This window comes from Paenibacillus sp. FSL R7-0297, from assembly GCF_038009025.1.
GTDB lineage: Bacteria > Bacillota > Bacilli > Paenibacillales > Paenibacillaceae > Paenibacillus_AQ.
Genome location: NZ_JBBPAQ010000001.1, coordinates 3,848,622 through 3,864,254, shown reverse-complemented (window position 1 = coordinate 3,864,254; position 15,633 = coordinate 3,848,622). Strand labels below are relative to the sequence as shown.

Genomic DNA, 15,633 nt, shown 5'->3' with positions numbered 1-15,633 from the left:
AGTGGCTTCGGATACAAGTTTTAGGGGAAGCAGAAGCGGGAAACTGCAGAGATCCTAAGCTAACATAACTTTTAGGGGGACTACCAGCCATGTGTCAGCAACCATCCATTCCACTTCTCAATATTAATATCGTTTTTTATGGCGCAGGCTCGATGGCTGAAGCAATTGTGCGCGGAATGATCACCCGGAACGTAGTGGAATCCGGCAAAATCATCATGCTAAACCGCAGCAGCAGCGAACGTCTGGCTGAACTACGCAGCCGTTATGGTGTTCTGGGTTACAATGCTCCTGAGCAAAAAACAGAAGCTCTGCGTACAGCTCCTGTAATTGTGCTTGCGATGAAACCTAAGGATGCTGCAGAAGCCTTGCGTAATCTGGGCCCGCTGCTGTCACCGGATCAGCTCGTGATCTCCGTGATTGCCGGACTTACGATCCGCACCATACAGGGTCTGCTGGGTACACAGCAGCCTGTAGTCCGCTCGATGCCCAACACCTCCAGCTCCATCGGACTGGGTGCAACCGGCATAGCCTTCTCCAGGGAGGTTGACGAGCAGAGCCGCCGCACAGCCCTTAATATCTTCGAAGCTGTCGGGTTAACAGCCGTAATTGATGAGGAGCGGATGGAAACCTTAACAGGAATTTCCGGCAGCGGCCCGGCCTATATCTACTACATGATGGAGGCCATGATTGCCGCCGGCATCCGCGGCGGACTGCCGGTTGAGCAGAGCCGCGAGCTTACGGTTCAGACCGTGCTGGGAGCTGCCCGGATGGTGCAGCAGACGGGTGAAGAACCTGCCGCGCTCCGCAAGAAGGTCACCTCGCCGAACGGCTCTACCCAAGCCGCGATTGAAGTGCTGGAACGCGGAGATTTTTTCGAAACGGTCATCGCTGCAGTTAACCGCTGTGCCGAGCGTTCCCGTGAAATGGGATCGGCTTTGGAGAAAGAGCTGCAATAATTCTTTAGCATTTGTTCATGTTACATTAACCCTATCTCCACAAAACAGCCCGCAGACCGCTTCCCTGAAGCATCTGCGGGCTATTTGTTGTCTGCCTTCCCCCTACCTGTGCTGCTCCATCCAAACCGTTGCCCAATCTACCAATGACCTGAGTTCCATTAATCTTACCTCTGCATTCCCGGCCCGGTGAATCTGCAGATTCACCGCCTGCTCATACTCCTGCCCCAATGGGACAAAATCACTGTCATCCACTGCCTGTGTCGGGTAAGTTAACCACTCGCGGACACCATTCACCAAAACAGCACTGCTCTCATTAACCATCTGCTTCCCCGGATAGTCAGCTCGGGTCTCGGCCAGATGCAGCGATGTATTCTTGTCATAGCCTACGCCCACCAGAAGAATATGCCCGTTCAGCTGATACAATTTGTCCAGGGGTGAACCGGCGCCAAAGATATTGCTCAGATCATGGTCTTTTACCAGATACTCCGCATGTTTGCCAAGCGCGGCAAAAGAACGGGCCGGATGATCCGATCTGGTGGCTCCCGGCCATTTCCGGAACATTTCTGCCACTACTCCCATCCCGATCGCCGGAGTAACTTCCTTGTCGTACGCAGGCCAGTGCTTACGAATGAGCGGCCACCACTCCGCAGGCTCTTCCCAGTGCACCCCGGTCTCAGGATCGAGATTCTTCCAGGTCTGCGAAGGCATCATCAGGGTGCCGTTCACACCGACAAGCTCCAGCAGCGCACGAATTAACGTCTCCGCCCCGCCAATCACGAAACCCAGTCGGCTGAGGGATACATGTACTATCAAGCTCTGTCCTTCCTTGATCCCGCAAGCCCTTAATTGTTCCACCAGCTCTTCCTTTGTAAGGATCTGCCTGGGTTCTTTACGTTCGGTCATACGCTCCACTCCCTTTTCTGAACTCAATATATATACCAAAAAGACAACCCCGCAGTAAGCTGCGGGGTTGTCTCCGGTGTACCCTGGAAAGCAGTGCCCTTGAATTCACTTCATTCTATGACAGGCATGGTAACGTTATAATTTCATCTTCCGCCGCTGCGGAATTTCTGGGAATAGGCTTTGACATCCTGGGCATTCTTCACCCGGTTGCGGGCCCATTCCAGCAGAATGCGGTCAATATAGCGGAAATGGACTTTCCCGGCGAAGACAGATTCCTTCAGTGCAAGCAGAATCAGCTCTTCTGGATACCTGTCCTCATCGACCCAGCCGGAAATCGACTCACATTCCATCGGAGACAGCGGACGGCCGAATTCCTTCTCGAAAATACTGAACAGACTGCGGCTCTCCTCGGTTTCCGTGCCCCCCGGCGCGGCCGGCCGGCCATAACCGCCCTCCGGAGCAGGTGACCCGGAATAATGGGCAGCAGCTCTGGAACCAGGCTCACTCTCAGCTCGGCTTCGCTTCTCCTCCGAATACTCTTGCGAGACTTCGGCCAGATAAGCACCGAGCTTACCATACAGTCCGGAGAAGTTGTAGCGTTCATAATGGATATCGCGAAGCTCGTCGTTATCTCCGTCGATGCTGATGAATCCTTCCTTCATGAGCTTCTGCAGCTCACCGGCAATCACTGAGATACTGCGTCCAGTTACGGCCTGCAGCTCCTCGAGCGAAGGGAAATCAATTCCCTCCACTTGCCGGAACGAGAGCAGATGAATCAGCAGCATTGCTTCACTGCCGGTCAGATTCAACTTCCGGTAATATTTCAAGAGTGCATAAGGAATGACGGCCATTCCGTTCTCCAGGCCGAAGGCTACGCCTTCGCCCCAGGTATTCCATCCTTTTCCGTCCATACTTAAGCCCCCTTTGCCCATCCTTACGGGTAAAGACGGTACAGCGTACGAGGGAAGGCAATCGTTTCACGCACATGGTCCAGACCGCAAATCCAGGCCACGGTACGCTCCAGCCCCAGACCGAAGCCGGAGTGAGGAACGGAACCGTAAGTGCGGAGATCCATGTACCATTTGTAGGTATCCATCGAAAGATTATGTTCCTTGAAACGGGCTTCCAGGAGCGCTGGATCGTCGATACGCTGTGATCCGCCGATAATCTCACCGTAGCCTTCAGGAGCGATCATATCCGCGCACAGCACCACTTCTGGACGCTCAGGATGCGGCTTCATGTAGAAGGCTTTGAACGAAGCCGGATAGTGGGTAATGAAGACCGGCTTGTCGCTCATTTCGGCAATAGCCGTTTCATGAGGTGCACCGAAATCATCGCCCCAGGCGATTTCATAGCCTTTTTCATTCAGGAACTTGATCGCATCATCGTAAGAAATACGCGGGAACGGCGCTTTGATGTTCTCAAGCTTCGAGACATCGCGGCCAACCGCTTCCAGCTCAGCACGACAGTTCGTAAGTACAGACTGTACCACAAAGCTGATGAAATCTTCCTGCACGCGCAGGCTTTCTTCATGATCAGTGAACGCCATCTCCGGTTCAATCATCCAGAACTCGATTAAGTGGCGGCGGGTTTTGGATTTCTCCGCACGGAAGGTAGGTCCGAAGGAATATACGCGTCCAAGTGCCATAGCTGCGGCTTCCATGTACAGCTGTCCGCTTTGGGTCAGGTACGCATCCTCTTCGAAGTACTTCGTATGGAACAGGTTGGTCGTCCCTTCAGCTGACGTTGGTGTCAGAATCGGCGGGTCAACCTTCGTGAATCCACTCTCATTGAAGAACTGCTGAACCGCACGGATAATCTCTGCACGAATCACCATTACTGCCCGCTGCTTGGAAGAACGCAGCCAGAGATGACGATGATCCATTAGGAAGTCGACACCATGCTCCTTGGGCGTAATCGGATAATTCTCAGTAAGATGCAATACCTCTATGCCTGTAACCGTCATTTCATAACCTGACTGGCTGCGGGGCTCTTCACGGATAATTCCGGTAACATACAGCGAGCTTTCCTGAGTTAGGCTCTTGGCATCATCCCAGACCTGCTCAGGTACTTCCGATTTGACCACAACGCCCTGGATATAGCCTGTACCATCCCGAAGCTGCAGGAACTGAATTTTACCGCTGGAGCGCTTGTTGTTAACCCAACAGCCGATAACAACGCTCTCTCCGACATGCTCATTCACGCTCTTGATTACACTCTTGTTAGCCATGCCTAAGATCTCTCCTCTAATTTAGCCGTTAATTCCTTGCACAATACTGTAAGTATCGCGTGCAATGACAAGCTCTTCGTTTGTCGGAACCACAAGCACCTGAACCTTGGAACCAGCCGTAGAAATGCGGCGCGGATCGCCGGAGCGAACCTTGTTCGCTTCTGCATCCAGTTCGATTCCGAGGAACGTAAGATTGTTCAGTACTTTTTCACGCAGCAGGGAAGCATTCTCGCCCACACCGGCAGTAAACACGATCACATCTACGCCGTTCATAGCAGCTGCATAAGAGCCGATGTATTTACGCAAACGGTACTCATACATTTCAAAAGCAAGCGTAGAATTAGGCTCGCCTTTCTCCGCACCGTCAATAATATCACGCATGTCACTGCTAACGCCAGAAATAGCCAGCAGTCCGCTGTGCTTATTCAGCATGGAATTCACTTCACCGACAGACAGCTCTTCCTTGTTCATCACATAAGGAACGATTGCCGGGTCAAGGTCACCGCTGCGTGTACCCATCATCAGGCCTTCAAGCGGAGTCATACCCATGGAAGTATCTACCGACACTCCGCCAGCAACTGCAGTTACGCTGGCACCGTTACCGATGTGGCAAGTGATAATCTTAAGTTCGCCCAGAGGACGGTCCAGATAATCTGCAGCAGCTTTGCTGACGAAATCGTGGGAAGTTCCGTGTGCGCCGTAGCGGCGGACTTTGTATTTGTTGTACAGCACTCTTGGAATAGCATACATATAAGCCTTCTCTGGCATCGTCTGGTGGAAGGCAGTGTCAAATACAACAACCTGCGGTACTCCAGGCATATTCACTTCAGTTGCCGTAATCCCCATCATCGCAGCCGGGTTATGCAGCGGCGCAAGGTCAAACAGCTGGCGGATCTTTGTCTTCGCATCTGCATCCACAAGTGCGGAAGCTTTGAAGAATTCCCCCCCGTGTACTACACGGTGGCCGACAGCATTGATTTCGTTAATGGAAGCAATCACGCCATGCTCTTTGTCAGTCAGACAAGCAAGCACTTTGCGGATTGCCGTGTTGTGTTCAAGAATTTCACTTACTTCTGTTACTTCCTGTTTGCCGGTTGGCTTATGGTTCAGAATGGAGGAATCCATTCCGATCCGTTCTACCAGACCTTTGGCAAGTACAGATTCATCAGTCATATTGTACAGCTGGTATTTCAATGAAGAGCTGCCGGAGTTAATTACTAAAATATTCATATACGGTCACCATCCTTGTCATACTTGAAGAAGCCTTCGCCCGATTTCGCACCCAGTTGTCCTGCACGTACCATCTTCTTAAGAATCGTTGAAGGACGATACTTCAGCTCGCCGTATTCGCGGAACATGTTCTCAAGTGCGGCAAGGACGGAGTCCAGACCAAAGCGGTCTGCCATTTCAAGCGGCCCGTTCTGGAACTGATAACCGATACGCATAGCATCGTCAATATCTTCAGGGGAAGCAACACCTTCCTGCAGAACGTGCATAGCCTCGTTGATGAACAGGCAAATGAGGCGTGAGCTTACAAATCCGGGGGATTCATAAATCATAACGCCTTTTTTCTCAACGATCTCATCAACAAAAGTTTTGGTATCTTCAAAAGTGCTGTCGGAAGTTTTCAGTCCGCGCACAATTTCAACCAGATCAACCTTCGCTACAGGATGTATGAAGTGCATGCCGATTACGCGTTCCGGATACATTGTCGAGCTTGCAAGCTCAGTCAAACTTAAAGTTGACGTGTTGCTGGCAAGGATAATGTGGCTCGGACACACCTGATCGAGCTGATTGAATACCTTTTGCTTCGCTTCCAGATCTTCAACGATGGTCTCAATGACCATATCGCACGAGCTCAGTTCAGCGAAATGTGTTACTTTCTGGATACGGCTAAGAATAAGCTTCTTCTCCGCTTGGGTAATAGCCCATTTCTCCAGCTGCTTGTCGAGACTGGTCTCGATCATTTCGTAGGAGTAGTTCAGTCTGTCTGCAGTTTTCTCCACCAGCATTACATCCAGGCCCTTGGCTGCCAGCATTTCAGCAATCCCTTGACCCATTGTGCCACCGCCGATGACACCAATTTTTTTAAAGTTCATTTAAAAGTCTCCATCCTTTCAGGTATCTATACTTTTGTATTGTACCTTGTCTGTCGTAAAAAATATGTAGCCCGACATATAATGATATCTTAGCATGTCTGAAAAGTAAAAAAAAATAACCGGCATAAAGAATTATGCCGGTAAAAGGACACTGTCACGAAATTGACAACGAAATTGCTCTCCGGAGAGAACTTCTTCCTTCATTAAAATGTCAAGAGAGTAATCAAATACATTTCTTTGCTTATTGAGCAGGTCATTCGTGCGGACCATCAGTTCATCCAGAATTTTACTATTCTCTTTCATCAGCTCTTCAGTGGTTACCATTTGCAGATTCGCTATTCCGAGAGAGGTGAGTCCTGACTTCATCATCGTCTCTACAATATTCAGCGCCTGGTCAAAGTCTCCGCGTGAACCGGTACTGCGTCCGCCGTAATACATCTCTTCGGCAGCTGCTCCGCCCAGGGCAATCATGATCTGATTCTCCAGATAATCCTTCGTGTACAAATACTGCTCGGTCTGCGGATTATGTCTTACATATCCGAGAGCCTGTCCACGCGGAGTCAGAGTAACCTGGCTAACGCTTCCCGGACGCAGCAGTTCAGCCATAATAGCATGTCCCAGCTCATGAATCGCTACCCGCTGTTTCTCTTCATGATTCGTTTCCCGGTCGGTCTTCTCACCCATCATCACTTTGTCAATGGCCATCGAGAGATGACGCTGCTCTACCTGGGTCAGATTCTCACGCATCATGTAAATCGCCGCTTCGTTCATCACGCTTTCCAGCTGCGCACCTGAGAAGCCATAAGCTTCCTCGGCGATTTTATCCAGACTTACCGTTTCATGCAGCGGTTTGTTCTTGGCATGCAGATCGAGAATCGACTTGCGGCCTTTCTTGTCCGGCATGTCCACATGGATGTGACGGTCGAACCGGCCCGGACGAAGCAGTGCGGAGTCCAGCATTTCCTTGCGGTTCGTTGCTGCTACCAGCAGAATGCGCGGGGTTTCATTGTTATAGATCCCGTCCATCTCGGTCAACAGCTGATTAAGCGTCTGATCGTATTCACGCTGCTGTCCGCCTTCACGCTTGCCGCCGATGACATCAATCTCATCGATAAAAATAATGGCACTTTGCTTATTTTCCTTAAGCGCACGGGTACGGGCATCCTTGAACAAATCACGGACACGTCCGGCGCCGACACCGACATACATTTCCACGAACTCACTGCCTGATGCAGCCACAAAAACTGAGTTGGTATAATGTGCCGCAGCCTTGGCCATCAGCGTCTTGCCGGTTCCCGGAGGGCCGGTCAGCAGAATCCCCTTCAGCGGGCGAATCCCGAATTTGCTGATTTCTTCATGCCGGATCAGAAAGTCCAGTGCTTCCCGCAATTCCTGCTTAGCGTTGTCCTGGCCGCCGATTTCTTCAAAAGTCAGCTTGGAGGGCCCATTCTTCTTACGTTTCTTATCTGCGCCTGCATTTACCGTCAGACCGCCGCGTGCGTGGGCAATAAACAGGAGAGCAATGACCATGCCGAATGCAATAATCACAGGGAAAATGTTAATCCCGACAAAAACCATAAAAATCAGCATGACCGGAACAAATCCGGCCAGCACCTCTTTCCAATACTTAGGCATTGTTCCACACTCCCATCGTAGCCGCCGCACGCGGCAGAATGATGAACTTACTCTCTGTACCGTTGCTTAGACTCACATACACGTTGTTGTCATCAATTTCCGTTGTTGCTGTAACCCCGCTGTACTTGCTGTCTTGCGTCTTCAGACCATCCAGCTTGGCAGGTATTAATGTATACTTCCGGCTCTCCATCGCCTCTGCAACAGAGAACATGGCTTTATCCCAATACTCATCCAGCAAAGCGCTGGAGTTCTGCTGCACATCCAATTTGAGCGTCCGGCCGTTGATAGCTGAGCTGCCCTCTTTGGATACATACTGCACGAGCTCACGTAATTTCGTGCCTGGCTGCAAATCAAGTTTCAAAGTAACCTCATTGCGTTTAATACTAATATGGGAATCCTTCACTCCCTCATAGGATGACACAAGCTTTTGCAGCGGCTCCTGCACAGCGAACTGGCGGTACGAATACCAGCCACTGAATAACAAAGCAGCGGACAGCAGAGACGTTAGCAGTACAGGCATAAGACGCAGTTTCAAGAAACGTCCTCCTCTCAAAAATGACCGAGCATAAATCTATAATAATGACCAAACTAGCGTGTCTAGCGCCCTTCCGAGACTGACATGCTCTTAAGCATGTCTTGATACAAGTAGTAGTATATCATAAGTGTATATACCATTTTACATAAAAGTGTGAATATATTTAAAATTTTTGATTCTAATTTCTGGATGATCCAGTAGATTATCTTTCTTATCGGCAATACATGTGGACAGATTTAGCTTTGCTGGTAGGGTAACAGAAAAAGAGCGCCCTCTAGGCAATATATGCCTGTGGCGCTCTCTTTTTGTATGACATGGACTTAGGAGTCGCATTAATTCCTCCAGGACCAAAGCTGAAGCGGCTTTACCCTCTTTGTGAGGGTCGACGCTTCCATTATCCGTCTGCCGCTGGTGCGGACTCAGGTTCCGTTAATTGTGCAGATTAGGCGGATTTGCGGGCCCAGCGGACTCAGGTTCCGTTAATTGACCGATTACAACCCATTTCAGGCTCAAATGAACAAGATAACAGAATCTCAGTCCGCTTTGATGCCAAAATAAGCTTTTTAGAAGAAATAGGGGCTTCTCAGTCCGCTTCACTCAGCGATAGTTTGAATTTACACTTTAGCTTGATGCTGTCTGATTTCGCCGGCCATGTATTCTGCATAATCAATTAATAACGCATGATCATATCCGCCGCCGCTTATCCCTCCGCTATATTCATCCAGGCATTGCTTAAGCAATCCGTGATATTTAGCCGGCAAATGCTGCAGGCCCCACTCCCCGCCTTCCTTTTTGGAAGACACAGCTTCTTCCCGCACAAAATACAGCACCCGGCACAAATTCAGTGTGTAGTACACTGGAGAATCTATGATTTGCTGAGCTGCATCCCCAATATCACCAAGGATAGAATCCAGGTAATATTGCCGGTCCACCGGCAGAAACGCATCGCGGATAGGTTCGCCGTACAAAATAAATCCCCGCTGATAGACTACGGCAAATTGAGCCGCAAGATCTCTATCCTCATAACCGCCGCACAGATAATGCTCATCCTTTCTGTACCGGTCCAGATGAAAGTCCGAGAAATGAAACTCAAAAGGAGTAGGATGTACAAAGTTCTTCAGGTATTGCTTCAGTACAACAGTTAGCTCAATCCCGCGCTGGTTAGGCAGACTGTCGTGATAAGCTATCACTTTCTTGGCCAGTTTCCGGCTGACCTCTACAGGCAGCTTGTCGTGTATGACAATCAGCAGATCAATATCACTTTTATCCGGATGAAAGCAGCCCATCGCCAGCGAACCGTGCAGATAAATCCCGGACAAATTTGTCCCCAGCTCCTCTTTGAACAACGTTACCGCCTGATCTAAATAGGCTAGAATTTCCAACTTCGTGATCCTCCTGAATGTCAGTTATGGTTGAAGCAGATGCCGGGAATGAATACTTCCGATATGACAATCCGGTATGTATCATCGCATATACTGAGATGCTATCCAGCTGTCAAGCCATCGAAATGGATTCATCTATTCCTCCCCTATTATTAAGCCATAGCTCCAAGTAGGCTACAAGTCCAAGAATGGTTATAGATTGTTCTCTCCCTTGAAGAACCATTTAAAAAAGCGGGAGAACAGTTCAACTGTCCCCCCGCTCCTGCTGTAGTCCATTCTTGCTGCCGCTTACCGGTTGGGCAGGCTATACCCTTCACCGATGGCACTGCCGTCTGTGAAGCGATAGAAGCTGTAATAGAACCTGCCGTCCTTTTTGTAGAACAGCTGCCAGGCATATTCTCCGTTATACACTCCCGGCAGCAGCCGTTTAATCGTAATACCCGGAAGCTGGGCAGCTATACTATCACGGATCTGCGCCTCCGAAGTCCCTTTGCTGAGCTCCTCCGCATATAAATCATTTTCGCCTCCGGCTGGCTGGCCTTCCTTGGTAAAGCGGACCCAAACCATCAGCTCGGTTCCAGCATCATTTTTTCCGGTAAGCACCCAGTAAATCGCATTTTCATCCCAGACGGATTTCTGTGCTTTGGATACCTCAGTTAAGCCAGCCCGTGCTCTGGCAATCTCTTTGGCTTCACTCCGCTCGTTCCACTGATCCTTCATAATGTAGGCATAAAACTGGCTTAGTCCGAACAGAAGGAGCAGAACCAGGGAAATCCCCAGCGGAAGCCATTTTCTCCTCTTCTTCAACATGCAGCTTCCTTTCCAAATAACCTAAATTACCGTTTCAGCAGTCCTTCGAACGTTTCCTGCGCTTTGCGGCGGATAGCCTCTTCATCTAGTGTCAGACATTGTCCGTGCTTCACAATCTGTTTACCGTTGACCCAGACATGTTCCACATCCTTGGCACTAGCCGAATACACGGCATGGGACAAGAGGTCGGTATGCGGCAGCAAATGCGGCTGATCAATATCAATCGCAATGAAGTCAGCCTTCATCCCTGCTGCAAGCCGGCCTACCTGGTTCAGGAAAATCGAATGTGCACCATATTCTGTCGCCATGAGCAGCGCCTCAGGAGCAGGTACTGCCGTTGGATCACCGCTTACGCCTTTATGAATCAGCGCGGCCAGCCGCATTTCCTCAAACATATCCAGATTGTTGTTGCTTGCCGCGCCGTCCGTACCCAGGGAGACCTTAACTCCTGCTCTAAGCAGCTCAGGAACACGGGCTACTCCGCTGGCCAGCTTAAGGTTGCTGCCGGGATTATGAGATACGCCAACATTATGGCGGGCCAGAATCTCAATCTCTTCATCGTTCAGATGAACACCGTGGGCGATCAGGGACGGCCGGGTGAACATTCCCAGCTTCTCCAGATGCGCGACCGGTCGCAGGCCGTAATCGGCCACATTCTGCTCCACTTCATGGCGCGTTTCGGACATATGCGTGTGCATCGGCAGATCAAGATCATGTGCCGCCTGAACAAACTTCATGAAAAACTGCGGAGGACAGGTGTAAGGCGCATGGGGCGAGAGCATTGCAGTAATTCTGCCGTCAGCCTTGCCATGCCAGTTCCGGGCAAAAGCAATCGCCTCCGCCAGCTTGTGGTTCTGCACCTCTTCCGGACACAGGCCAATAACACCGCGCATAAGTACTGCACGGATGCCTGACTGCTCCGTAACCTCAGCAACCCGGTCCATATGATCATACATATCGAGGAAGGTCGTAGTGCCGCCCTTCAGCATCTCAAGAACGGATAGTGAGGTGCCCCAGTATACATCTTCACCGGTGAATTTCTCTTCCATCGGCCACATTTTTTCCTGCAGCCAAGCCTGCAGCACCATATCATCGCCGTAGCCGCGCAGCAGCGACATCGCCGCATGGCCGTGGGTGTTGACGAGACCCGGCATGAACAGCAGCCGGCTACCGTCAATAACCTCGGCATCCTCTTCAATTACAGGCTTCGCTTCACCTATGTAAGTAATCAGATCATTTTCGATGGTCATATAACCGCTCAGCACCGGCTTATCGCTGCCAGGAACCAGAAAACGGCCGTCTTTAATAATGGTTTTATTGCTGCTCATCTTCAGCTTCGTCCTTTCCGTCATGCAAATAATAAGCCAGACTCTGCAAATCCGTAGTGAAATCGGCGGCATGAATCCGGATATTGGATGGAGTCTTAAGAATTACAGGAGCAAAATTCAGGATCGCCTCAATACCCGAATCCACCAGAATGTCAGCAACGTTCTGTGCTTCACTGTCCGGAACGGTAATAATCCCAATGCGGATGCCCTGTGCACGGATGGTATCCCCCAGCTCACTCATCGGCTGGACAGTCAACGAGTTGATCTGCTGGCCTACCTTAGGCTCATAAGCATCAAATACAGCTGTAATCTTCATCGTATCCTTCAAGTAGGCATTGTAATTCGACAAGGCGTGGCCGAGATTACCTGCACCTACCAGAGCTACATTAATCTGCTGGTCCAGCTTCAGAATATGCCGGATCTTCTCAATCAGATAAGAGACATCATAACCAATGCCCTTTCTGCCAAAATCACCAAAATAAGCCAGGTCCTTGCGGATCTGGGCGGGGTTGAGATCAAGCTTCTGTCCCAGCTCCTGAGAAGAAACTGTTGAGATTTCACGTTTTTGGAGATCGTTCAGGAAACGCAGGTACACTGGGAGTCTGCGAACGACGGCCTCCGATATTTTATCCGATTTCATGTTTTCTCCTCCTAAAAGTTTTGATAGCATATACTTCTTGAATGACTTCGCAAAACTTGCTTCGTAAGCATACGCTTGTTTTGAAAGCATATGCTGCTTGATCAAGCTTCACTGCTGTTAAGCCGATTATAGGAACCGTGCTCCAGGCCTGCCCGTTTAGGCAGGAGCCGTGGAGCGCGGGACTTCAGAACAATAATTACTTATACATAATATCAGCCGCCGACGGATTATTAAACCCCGCCATCTTCAAGCCATTCTGCAATCCGCGGAACGATCTGATCCGTCAGCATATGCTCCATCTTGGGTCCGGGCAGCGAATACAGGAAATACTTCCCATAATAAGATTCGATTACCCTGGTATCATATACAATAACGATTCCGCGGTCCTGCGCGGTGCGTACCAACCGCCCGAAGCCTTGCTTGAAGCGGATTACGGCCTGCGGGACGGACAGCTTCATGAACGGATTCTTCTTCTGTGCCTGAAGCAGCTCAGACTTCGCTTCAGCCAGCGGATGATTGGGCGGCTGGAACGGCAGTCTGACAATAGCCAGACAGGTCAAAGCATCCCCGGGAATGTCTACACCTTCCCAGAAGCTGCTCGTCCCCAGTAAGACTGACGCCGAGCTGTCCTGGAACCGACGGATCAGCTTGCTCCGGCTACCGCCTTCTACGCCTTGTCCAAGCACAGCGATATCCTGCGAAGTCAGGGCTTCTTTGAGCGGATCATAGACCTGGCGCAGCATCTTGTAGGAGGTGAACAGCACCAGCATCCGCCCGCGGGTAGCCACAGCAGTTTCTGCCAGAGAATGAACCAGTGTGTCCACAAAGCGGGCATCCCCAATGCTTCCCTTGACACTAGGGAAGTCACGTGGAATGACAAGCAGTGCCTGCTCACGGTATTTGAACGGTGACGGAAGCAGAGCTGTCTGTAGACGTCCCTGCTCTGCAGCCTCACCAAGACCGAGATTATCGATCATGAACTGGAATGACTTATCCACAGACAAGGTAGCCGATGTCAGGATGATACTCTTCTTCTTATCGAAGAACAGTTCCCTGAGCTGAGTGCTCACATCCACCGGAACGGCATACATCTGCAGCGACTTGCCGCGGTAATTGCCGCTCCCCTCCAGCCAGTACACGATATTCTCGTCATTCAGTCCCATAAAGAAACGGATCTGCTCCCGGATGGAGGCCAGGTCCTTGAACAACCCGCCGATATCCGTCACAAGACTGTCCGAAGAGGACTGACTGTCCGTATCACGCATCTCACTGAGCATTTTATCACCCTTGCGGATGATATCGCTCAAGCTGAGATGGAGTGTATTCTCCAGAGCGGCCAGCTCCTCCCACTCTTTGGGCTTCTTGCCCGGCTGCAGGCGTACGACCAGTTGGCCGGCTTCACCGGCTCCGGCATCGCTGCGTTCAGGCAGCAAGCCGAAGAGCTTGTCGCTGAGCGTATCCCAGGACTCCTTGACAGTAAGCAGATCCGGATAGATCCGGTCGATAACGCCGCTCCATTCCGAAGCCTGCTCACTGCCGGACGATTGCAGGGTCTGGCGCAAGGCCGGCAGCTGTCCGCTCCGGCTGTCCTTGTACAGACGGGTGAGCGTATGCGCCACGGTAAAATATTTCATCTGCATTCCGAGATGTTTGCCGGCAATGTCCTCCAGATGATGAGCCTCATCAATTACGAGATGCTCGTAAGCCGGAAGCAGCTGATGCCCGGCCTTAACATCTGCGAATAACTTGGAGTGGTTGGTCACCACCACATCGGAAATACCGGCTTCATGCTTGGCCCGGTGATAATAACATTTCCGGAACCATGGGCATGAGCGTCCCAGACAAGAGTCGGTATCACTGGCTACGGTCTCCCAGAAATCACCGCCGCGTCCGCTTAAGTTCAGCTCTTCATCATCGCCAGTCTCCGTCTGGGTCAGCCAGACCATCATCTGGGCGGCCGTAAGCGCTTCTTCCCTGGGACTTGTGAAGTCCCTTTTATTCATTCTATGTTCAAACTTGCGGAGACACAGATAGTGACCTCTCCCCTTAAAGATCGCTGCCTTGAACGGGAAGGGCACAACACTCGTCAAAAGAGGGATGTCGCGCTCACGCAGCTGATCCTGAAGATTGATCGTATGCGTGCTGACCATGACCTTCTGATTACTGCGCACACTGTGATATATGGCTGGAAGGAGATAGCCCAGCGATTTGCCGGTGCCGGTTCCTGCTTCAATCAGCAGATGCTTATCCTGATCAAGCGCCGTCATGACCTCCTGGATCATCAGTTCCTGGGCTTCACGGCTCTCATACTGCGGCAAGGTATCCTTCAGGCGCTTGGTTACCTCTTCCATATACTCCCTGAAGGTAATATTCTGCAGAGGGTTGTCAGATCCTTCCTCCCGGGGAGGAGCCAGCTCTGCCCAGTCGCCTACAGCAAGGGCCAGCTGGCGGTAGAAGGTCAGCTCCCCTTCCGGCTGGAAGGTCTCCATTTCGCGCTCACGCAGCAGACCGTCGAAATACCAGGCCAGGTCACTATCTTCATCGGCGAATAGCTCATTAAGCCGCTGGATGGTCAGGAGAGGCAGGCTGTCCAGCTCCTCCAGACATTTCAGCAGCACAAGCGCAGTCGCGAGGGCATCACTGTCCGCCTGATGGGGACGCTCATGCGTAAGGCCGAAATGGCTGCTCACGGACCCAAGCTGATAGGTAGTCAGCGAGGGAAAGCATATTTTGAGAAAATCGATCGTATCCAGAATCCGGCCCTGAAACGGCAAATAACCACAGCGGTCCAGCGCATTCTGCAAGAAATGAAAATCAAACGCCACATTATGTCCAACCAGCACAACATCATCGAGCAGCGGCACCAGTTCCATCATCATCTCATCAAGTTCCGGCGCATCCTGCACATCACTGTCTGTAATTCCGGTCAAGCCCGTAATAAAAGGAGGAATGGGTGCTCCGGGCTTGACATAGGAACCATACACCCGGGAGATGGACCTGTCTTCCTCTATAATGGCAAGGCCAACCTGGATGATCTCTCCAACAGATTGGGTTCCCGTAGTTTCAAAATCAAGCACGGCAAATTTCATTATAAGTTCTATTCCCTTTCACTTGA

General features: G+C 50.9%; 13 protein-coding genes. 1 reads left to right on the top strand and 12 read right to left on the bottom strand.

The window, feature by feature from the left end; genetic code table 11:
• The first annotated feature begins 89 nt into the window (after positions 1-89).
• Entirely contained in the window at positions 90-956 is an 867-nt protein-coding gene (proC, locus tag MKZ24_RS16955) for a pyrroline-5-carboxylate reductase (RefSeq protein WP_042237567.1), read from the top strand.
• Positions 957-1,058: 102 nt separating this feature from the next.
• Here the strand turns inward: proC and MKZ24_RS16950 are convergent, their stop codons facing one another.
• The 12 genes from MKZ24_RS16950 to dinG form a co-directional block, all read right to left on the bottom strand.
• The gene (locus MKZ24_RS16950; RefSeq protein WP_340784769.1) at positions 1,059-1,859 is read right to left on the bottom strand and encodes an aminoglycoside N(3)-acetyltransferase; all 801 of its coding nucleotides are present in this window, start codon (positions 1,857-1,859) and stop codon (positions 1,059-1,061) included.
• Positions 1,860-2,002: 143 nt separating this feature from the next.
• Positions 2,003-2,770 (bottom strand): DnaD domain-containing protein, encoded by a 768-nt coding sequence (locus MKZ24_RS16945; RefSeq protein WP_042237569.1) that lies wholly within the window; start codon positions 2,768-2,770, stop codon positions 2,003-2,005.
• A 23-nt stretch (positions 2,771-2,793) separates the two neighbouring features.
• The gene (gene asnS / locus MKZ24_RS16940; RefSeq protein ID WP_042237570.1) at positions 2,794-4,089 is read right to left on the bottom strand and encodes an asparagine--tRNA ligase; all 1,296 of its coding nucleotides are present in this window, start codon (positions 4,087-4,089) and stop codon (positions 2,794-2,796) included.
• A gap of 21 nt (positions 4,090-4,110) precedes the next feature.
• Positions 4,111-5,319, bottom strand: coding sequence for an acetate/propionate family kinase (locus MKZ24_RS16935; RefSeq protein WP_042237571.1), 1,209 nt, complete (start codon positions 5,317-5,319; stop codon positions 4,111-4,113).
• Positions 5,316-6,188, bottom strand: a complete 873-nt coding sequence (locus MKZ24_RS16930; RefSeq protein WP_042237572.1) for a 3-hydroxyacyl-CoA dehydrogenase family protein — start codon at positions 6,186-6,188, stop codon at positions 5,316-5,318. Before MKZ24_RS16930 ends, MKZ24_RS16935 begins: the two co-directional genes overlap by 4 nt.
• A gap of 132 nt (positions 6,189-6,320) precedes the next feature.
• On the bottom strand, positions 6,321-7,823 hold the full coding sequence (locus MKZ24_RS16925; protein WP_340784763.1) for an AAA family ATPase: 1,503 nt from the start codon (positions 7,821-7,823) through the stop codon (positions 6,321-6,323).
• Complete coding sequence (locus MKZ24_RS16920) at positions 7,816-8,358, bottom strand: hypothetical protein (RefSeq protein WP_340784761.1); 543 nt, start codon at positions 8,356-8,358, stop codon at positions 7,816-7,818. The genes MKZ24_RS16925 and MKZ24_RS16920 overlap by 8 nt, the downstream gene beginning before the upstream one ends.
• A gap of 614 nt (positions 8,359-8,972) precedes the next feature.
• Positions 8,973-9,740 carry an aminoglycoside adenylyltransferase domain-containing protein gene (locus tag MKZ24_RS16915; RefSeq protein WP_042237578.1) on the bottom strand — a complete coding sequence of 256 codons (768 nt, stop codon included), beginning with the start codon at positions 9,738-9,740 and terminating at the stop codon, positions 8,973-8,975.
• Positions 9,741-10,028: 288 nt separating this feature from the next.
• Complete coding sequence (locus MKZ24_RS16910; RefSeq protein WP_339841613.1) at positions 10,029-10,550, bottom strand: cell wall elongation regulator TseB-like domain-containing protein; 522 nt, start codon at positions 10,548-10,550, stop codon at positions 10,029-10,031.
• Positions 10,551-10,576: 26 nt separating this feature from the next.
• Complete coding sequence (locus tag MKZ24_RS16905) at positions 10,577-11,878, bottom strand: amidohydrolase (RefSeq protein WP_042237582.1); 1,302 nt, start codon at positions 11,876-11,878, stop codon at positions 10,577-10,579.
• Positions 11,865-12,518, bottom strand: a complete 654-nt coding sequence (locus tag MKZ24_RS16900) for a redox-sensing transcriptional repressor Rex (RefSeq protein ID WP_042237585.1) — start codon at positions 12,516-12,518, stop codon at positions 11,865-11,867. Before MKZ24_RS16900 ends, MKZ24_RS16905 begins: the two co-directional genes overlap by 14 nt.
• A 230-nt stretch (positions 12,519-12,748) precedes the next feature.
• Positions 12,749-15,607, bottom strand: a complete 2,859-nt coding sequence (gene dinG, locus MKZ24_RS16895; RefSeq protein WP_042237586.1) for an ATP-dependent DNA helicase DinG — start codon at positions 15,605-15,607, stop codon at positions 12,749-12,751.
• Positions 15,608-15,633 lie beyond the last annotated feature (26 nt).

Bases quoted from the DNA above. Each gene is read 5' to 3' on its own strand.
- MKZ24_RS16925 (WP_340784763.1), bottom strand. From the start codon at position 7,823: ATGCCTAAGTATTGGAAAGAGGTGCTGGCCGGATTTGTTCCGGTCATG.
- MKZ24_RS16950 (WP_340784769.1), bottom strand. From the start codon at position 1,859: ATGACCGAACGTAAAGAACCCAGGCAGATCCTTACAAAGGAAGAGCTG.
- MKZ24_RS16905 (WP_042237582.1), bottom strand. From the start codon at position 11,878: ATGAGCAGCAATAAAACCATTATTAAAGACGGCCGTTTTCTGGTTCCT.
- MKZ24_RS16945 (WP_042237569.1), bottom strand. From the start codon at position 2,770: ATGGACGGAAAAGGATGGAATACCTGGGGCGAAGGCGTAGCCTTCGGC.
- MKZ24_RS16900 (WP_042237585.1), bottom strand. From the start codon at position 12,518: ATGAAATCGGATAAAATATCGGAGGCCGTCGTTCGCAGACTCCCAGTG.
- proC (WP_042237567.1), top strand. From the start codon at position 90: ATGTGTCAGCAACCATCCATTCCACTTCTCAATATTAATATCGTTTTT.
- dinG (WP_042237586.1), bottom strand. From the start codon at position 15,607: ATGAAATTTGCCGTGCTTGATTTTGAAACTACGGGAACCCAATCTGTT.
- asnS (WP_042237570.1), bottom strand. From the start codon at position 4,089: ATGGCTAACAAGAGTGTAATCAAGAGCGTGAATGAGCATGTCGGAGAG.
- MKZ24_RS16930 (WP_042237572.1), bottom strand. From the start codon at position 6,188: ATGAACTTTAAAAAAATTGGTGTCATCGGCGGTGGCACAATGGGTCAA.
- MKZ24_RS16910 (WP_339841613.1), bottom strand. From the start codon at position 10,550: ATGTTGAAGAAGAGGAGAAAATGGCTTCCGCTGGGGATTTCCCTGGTT.
- MKZ24_RS16935 (WP_042237571.1), bottom strand. From the start codon at position 5,319: ATGAATATTTTAGTAATTAACTCCGGCAGCTCTTCATTGAAATACCAG.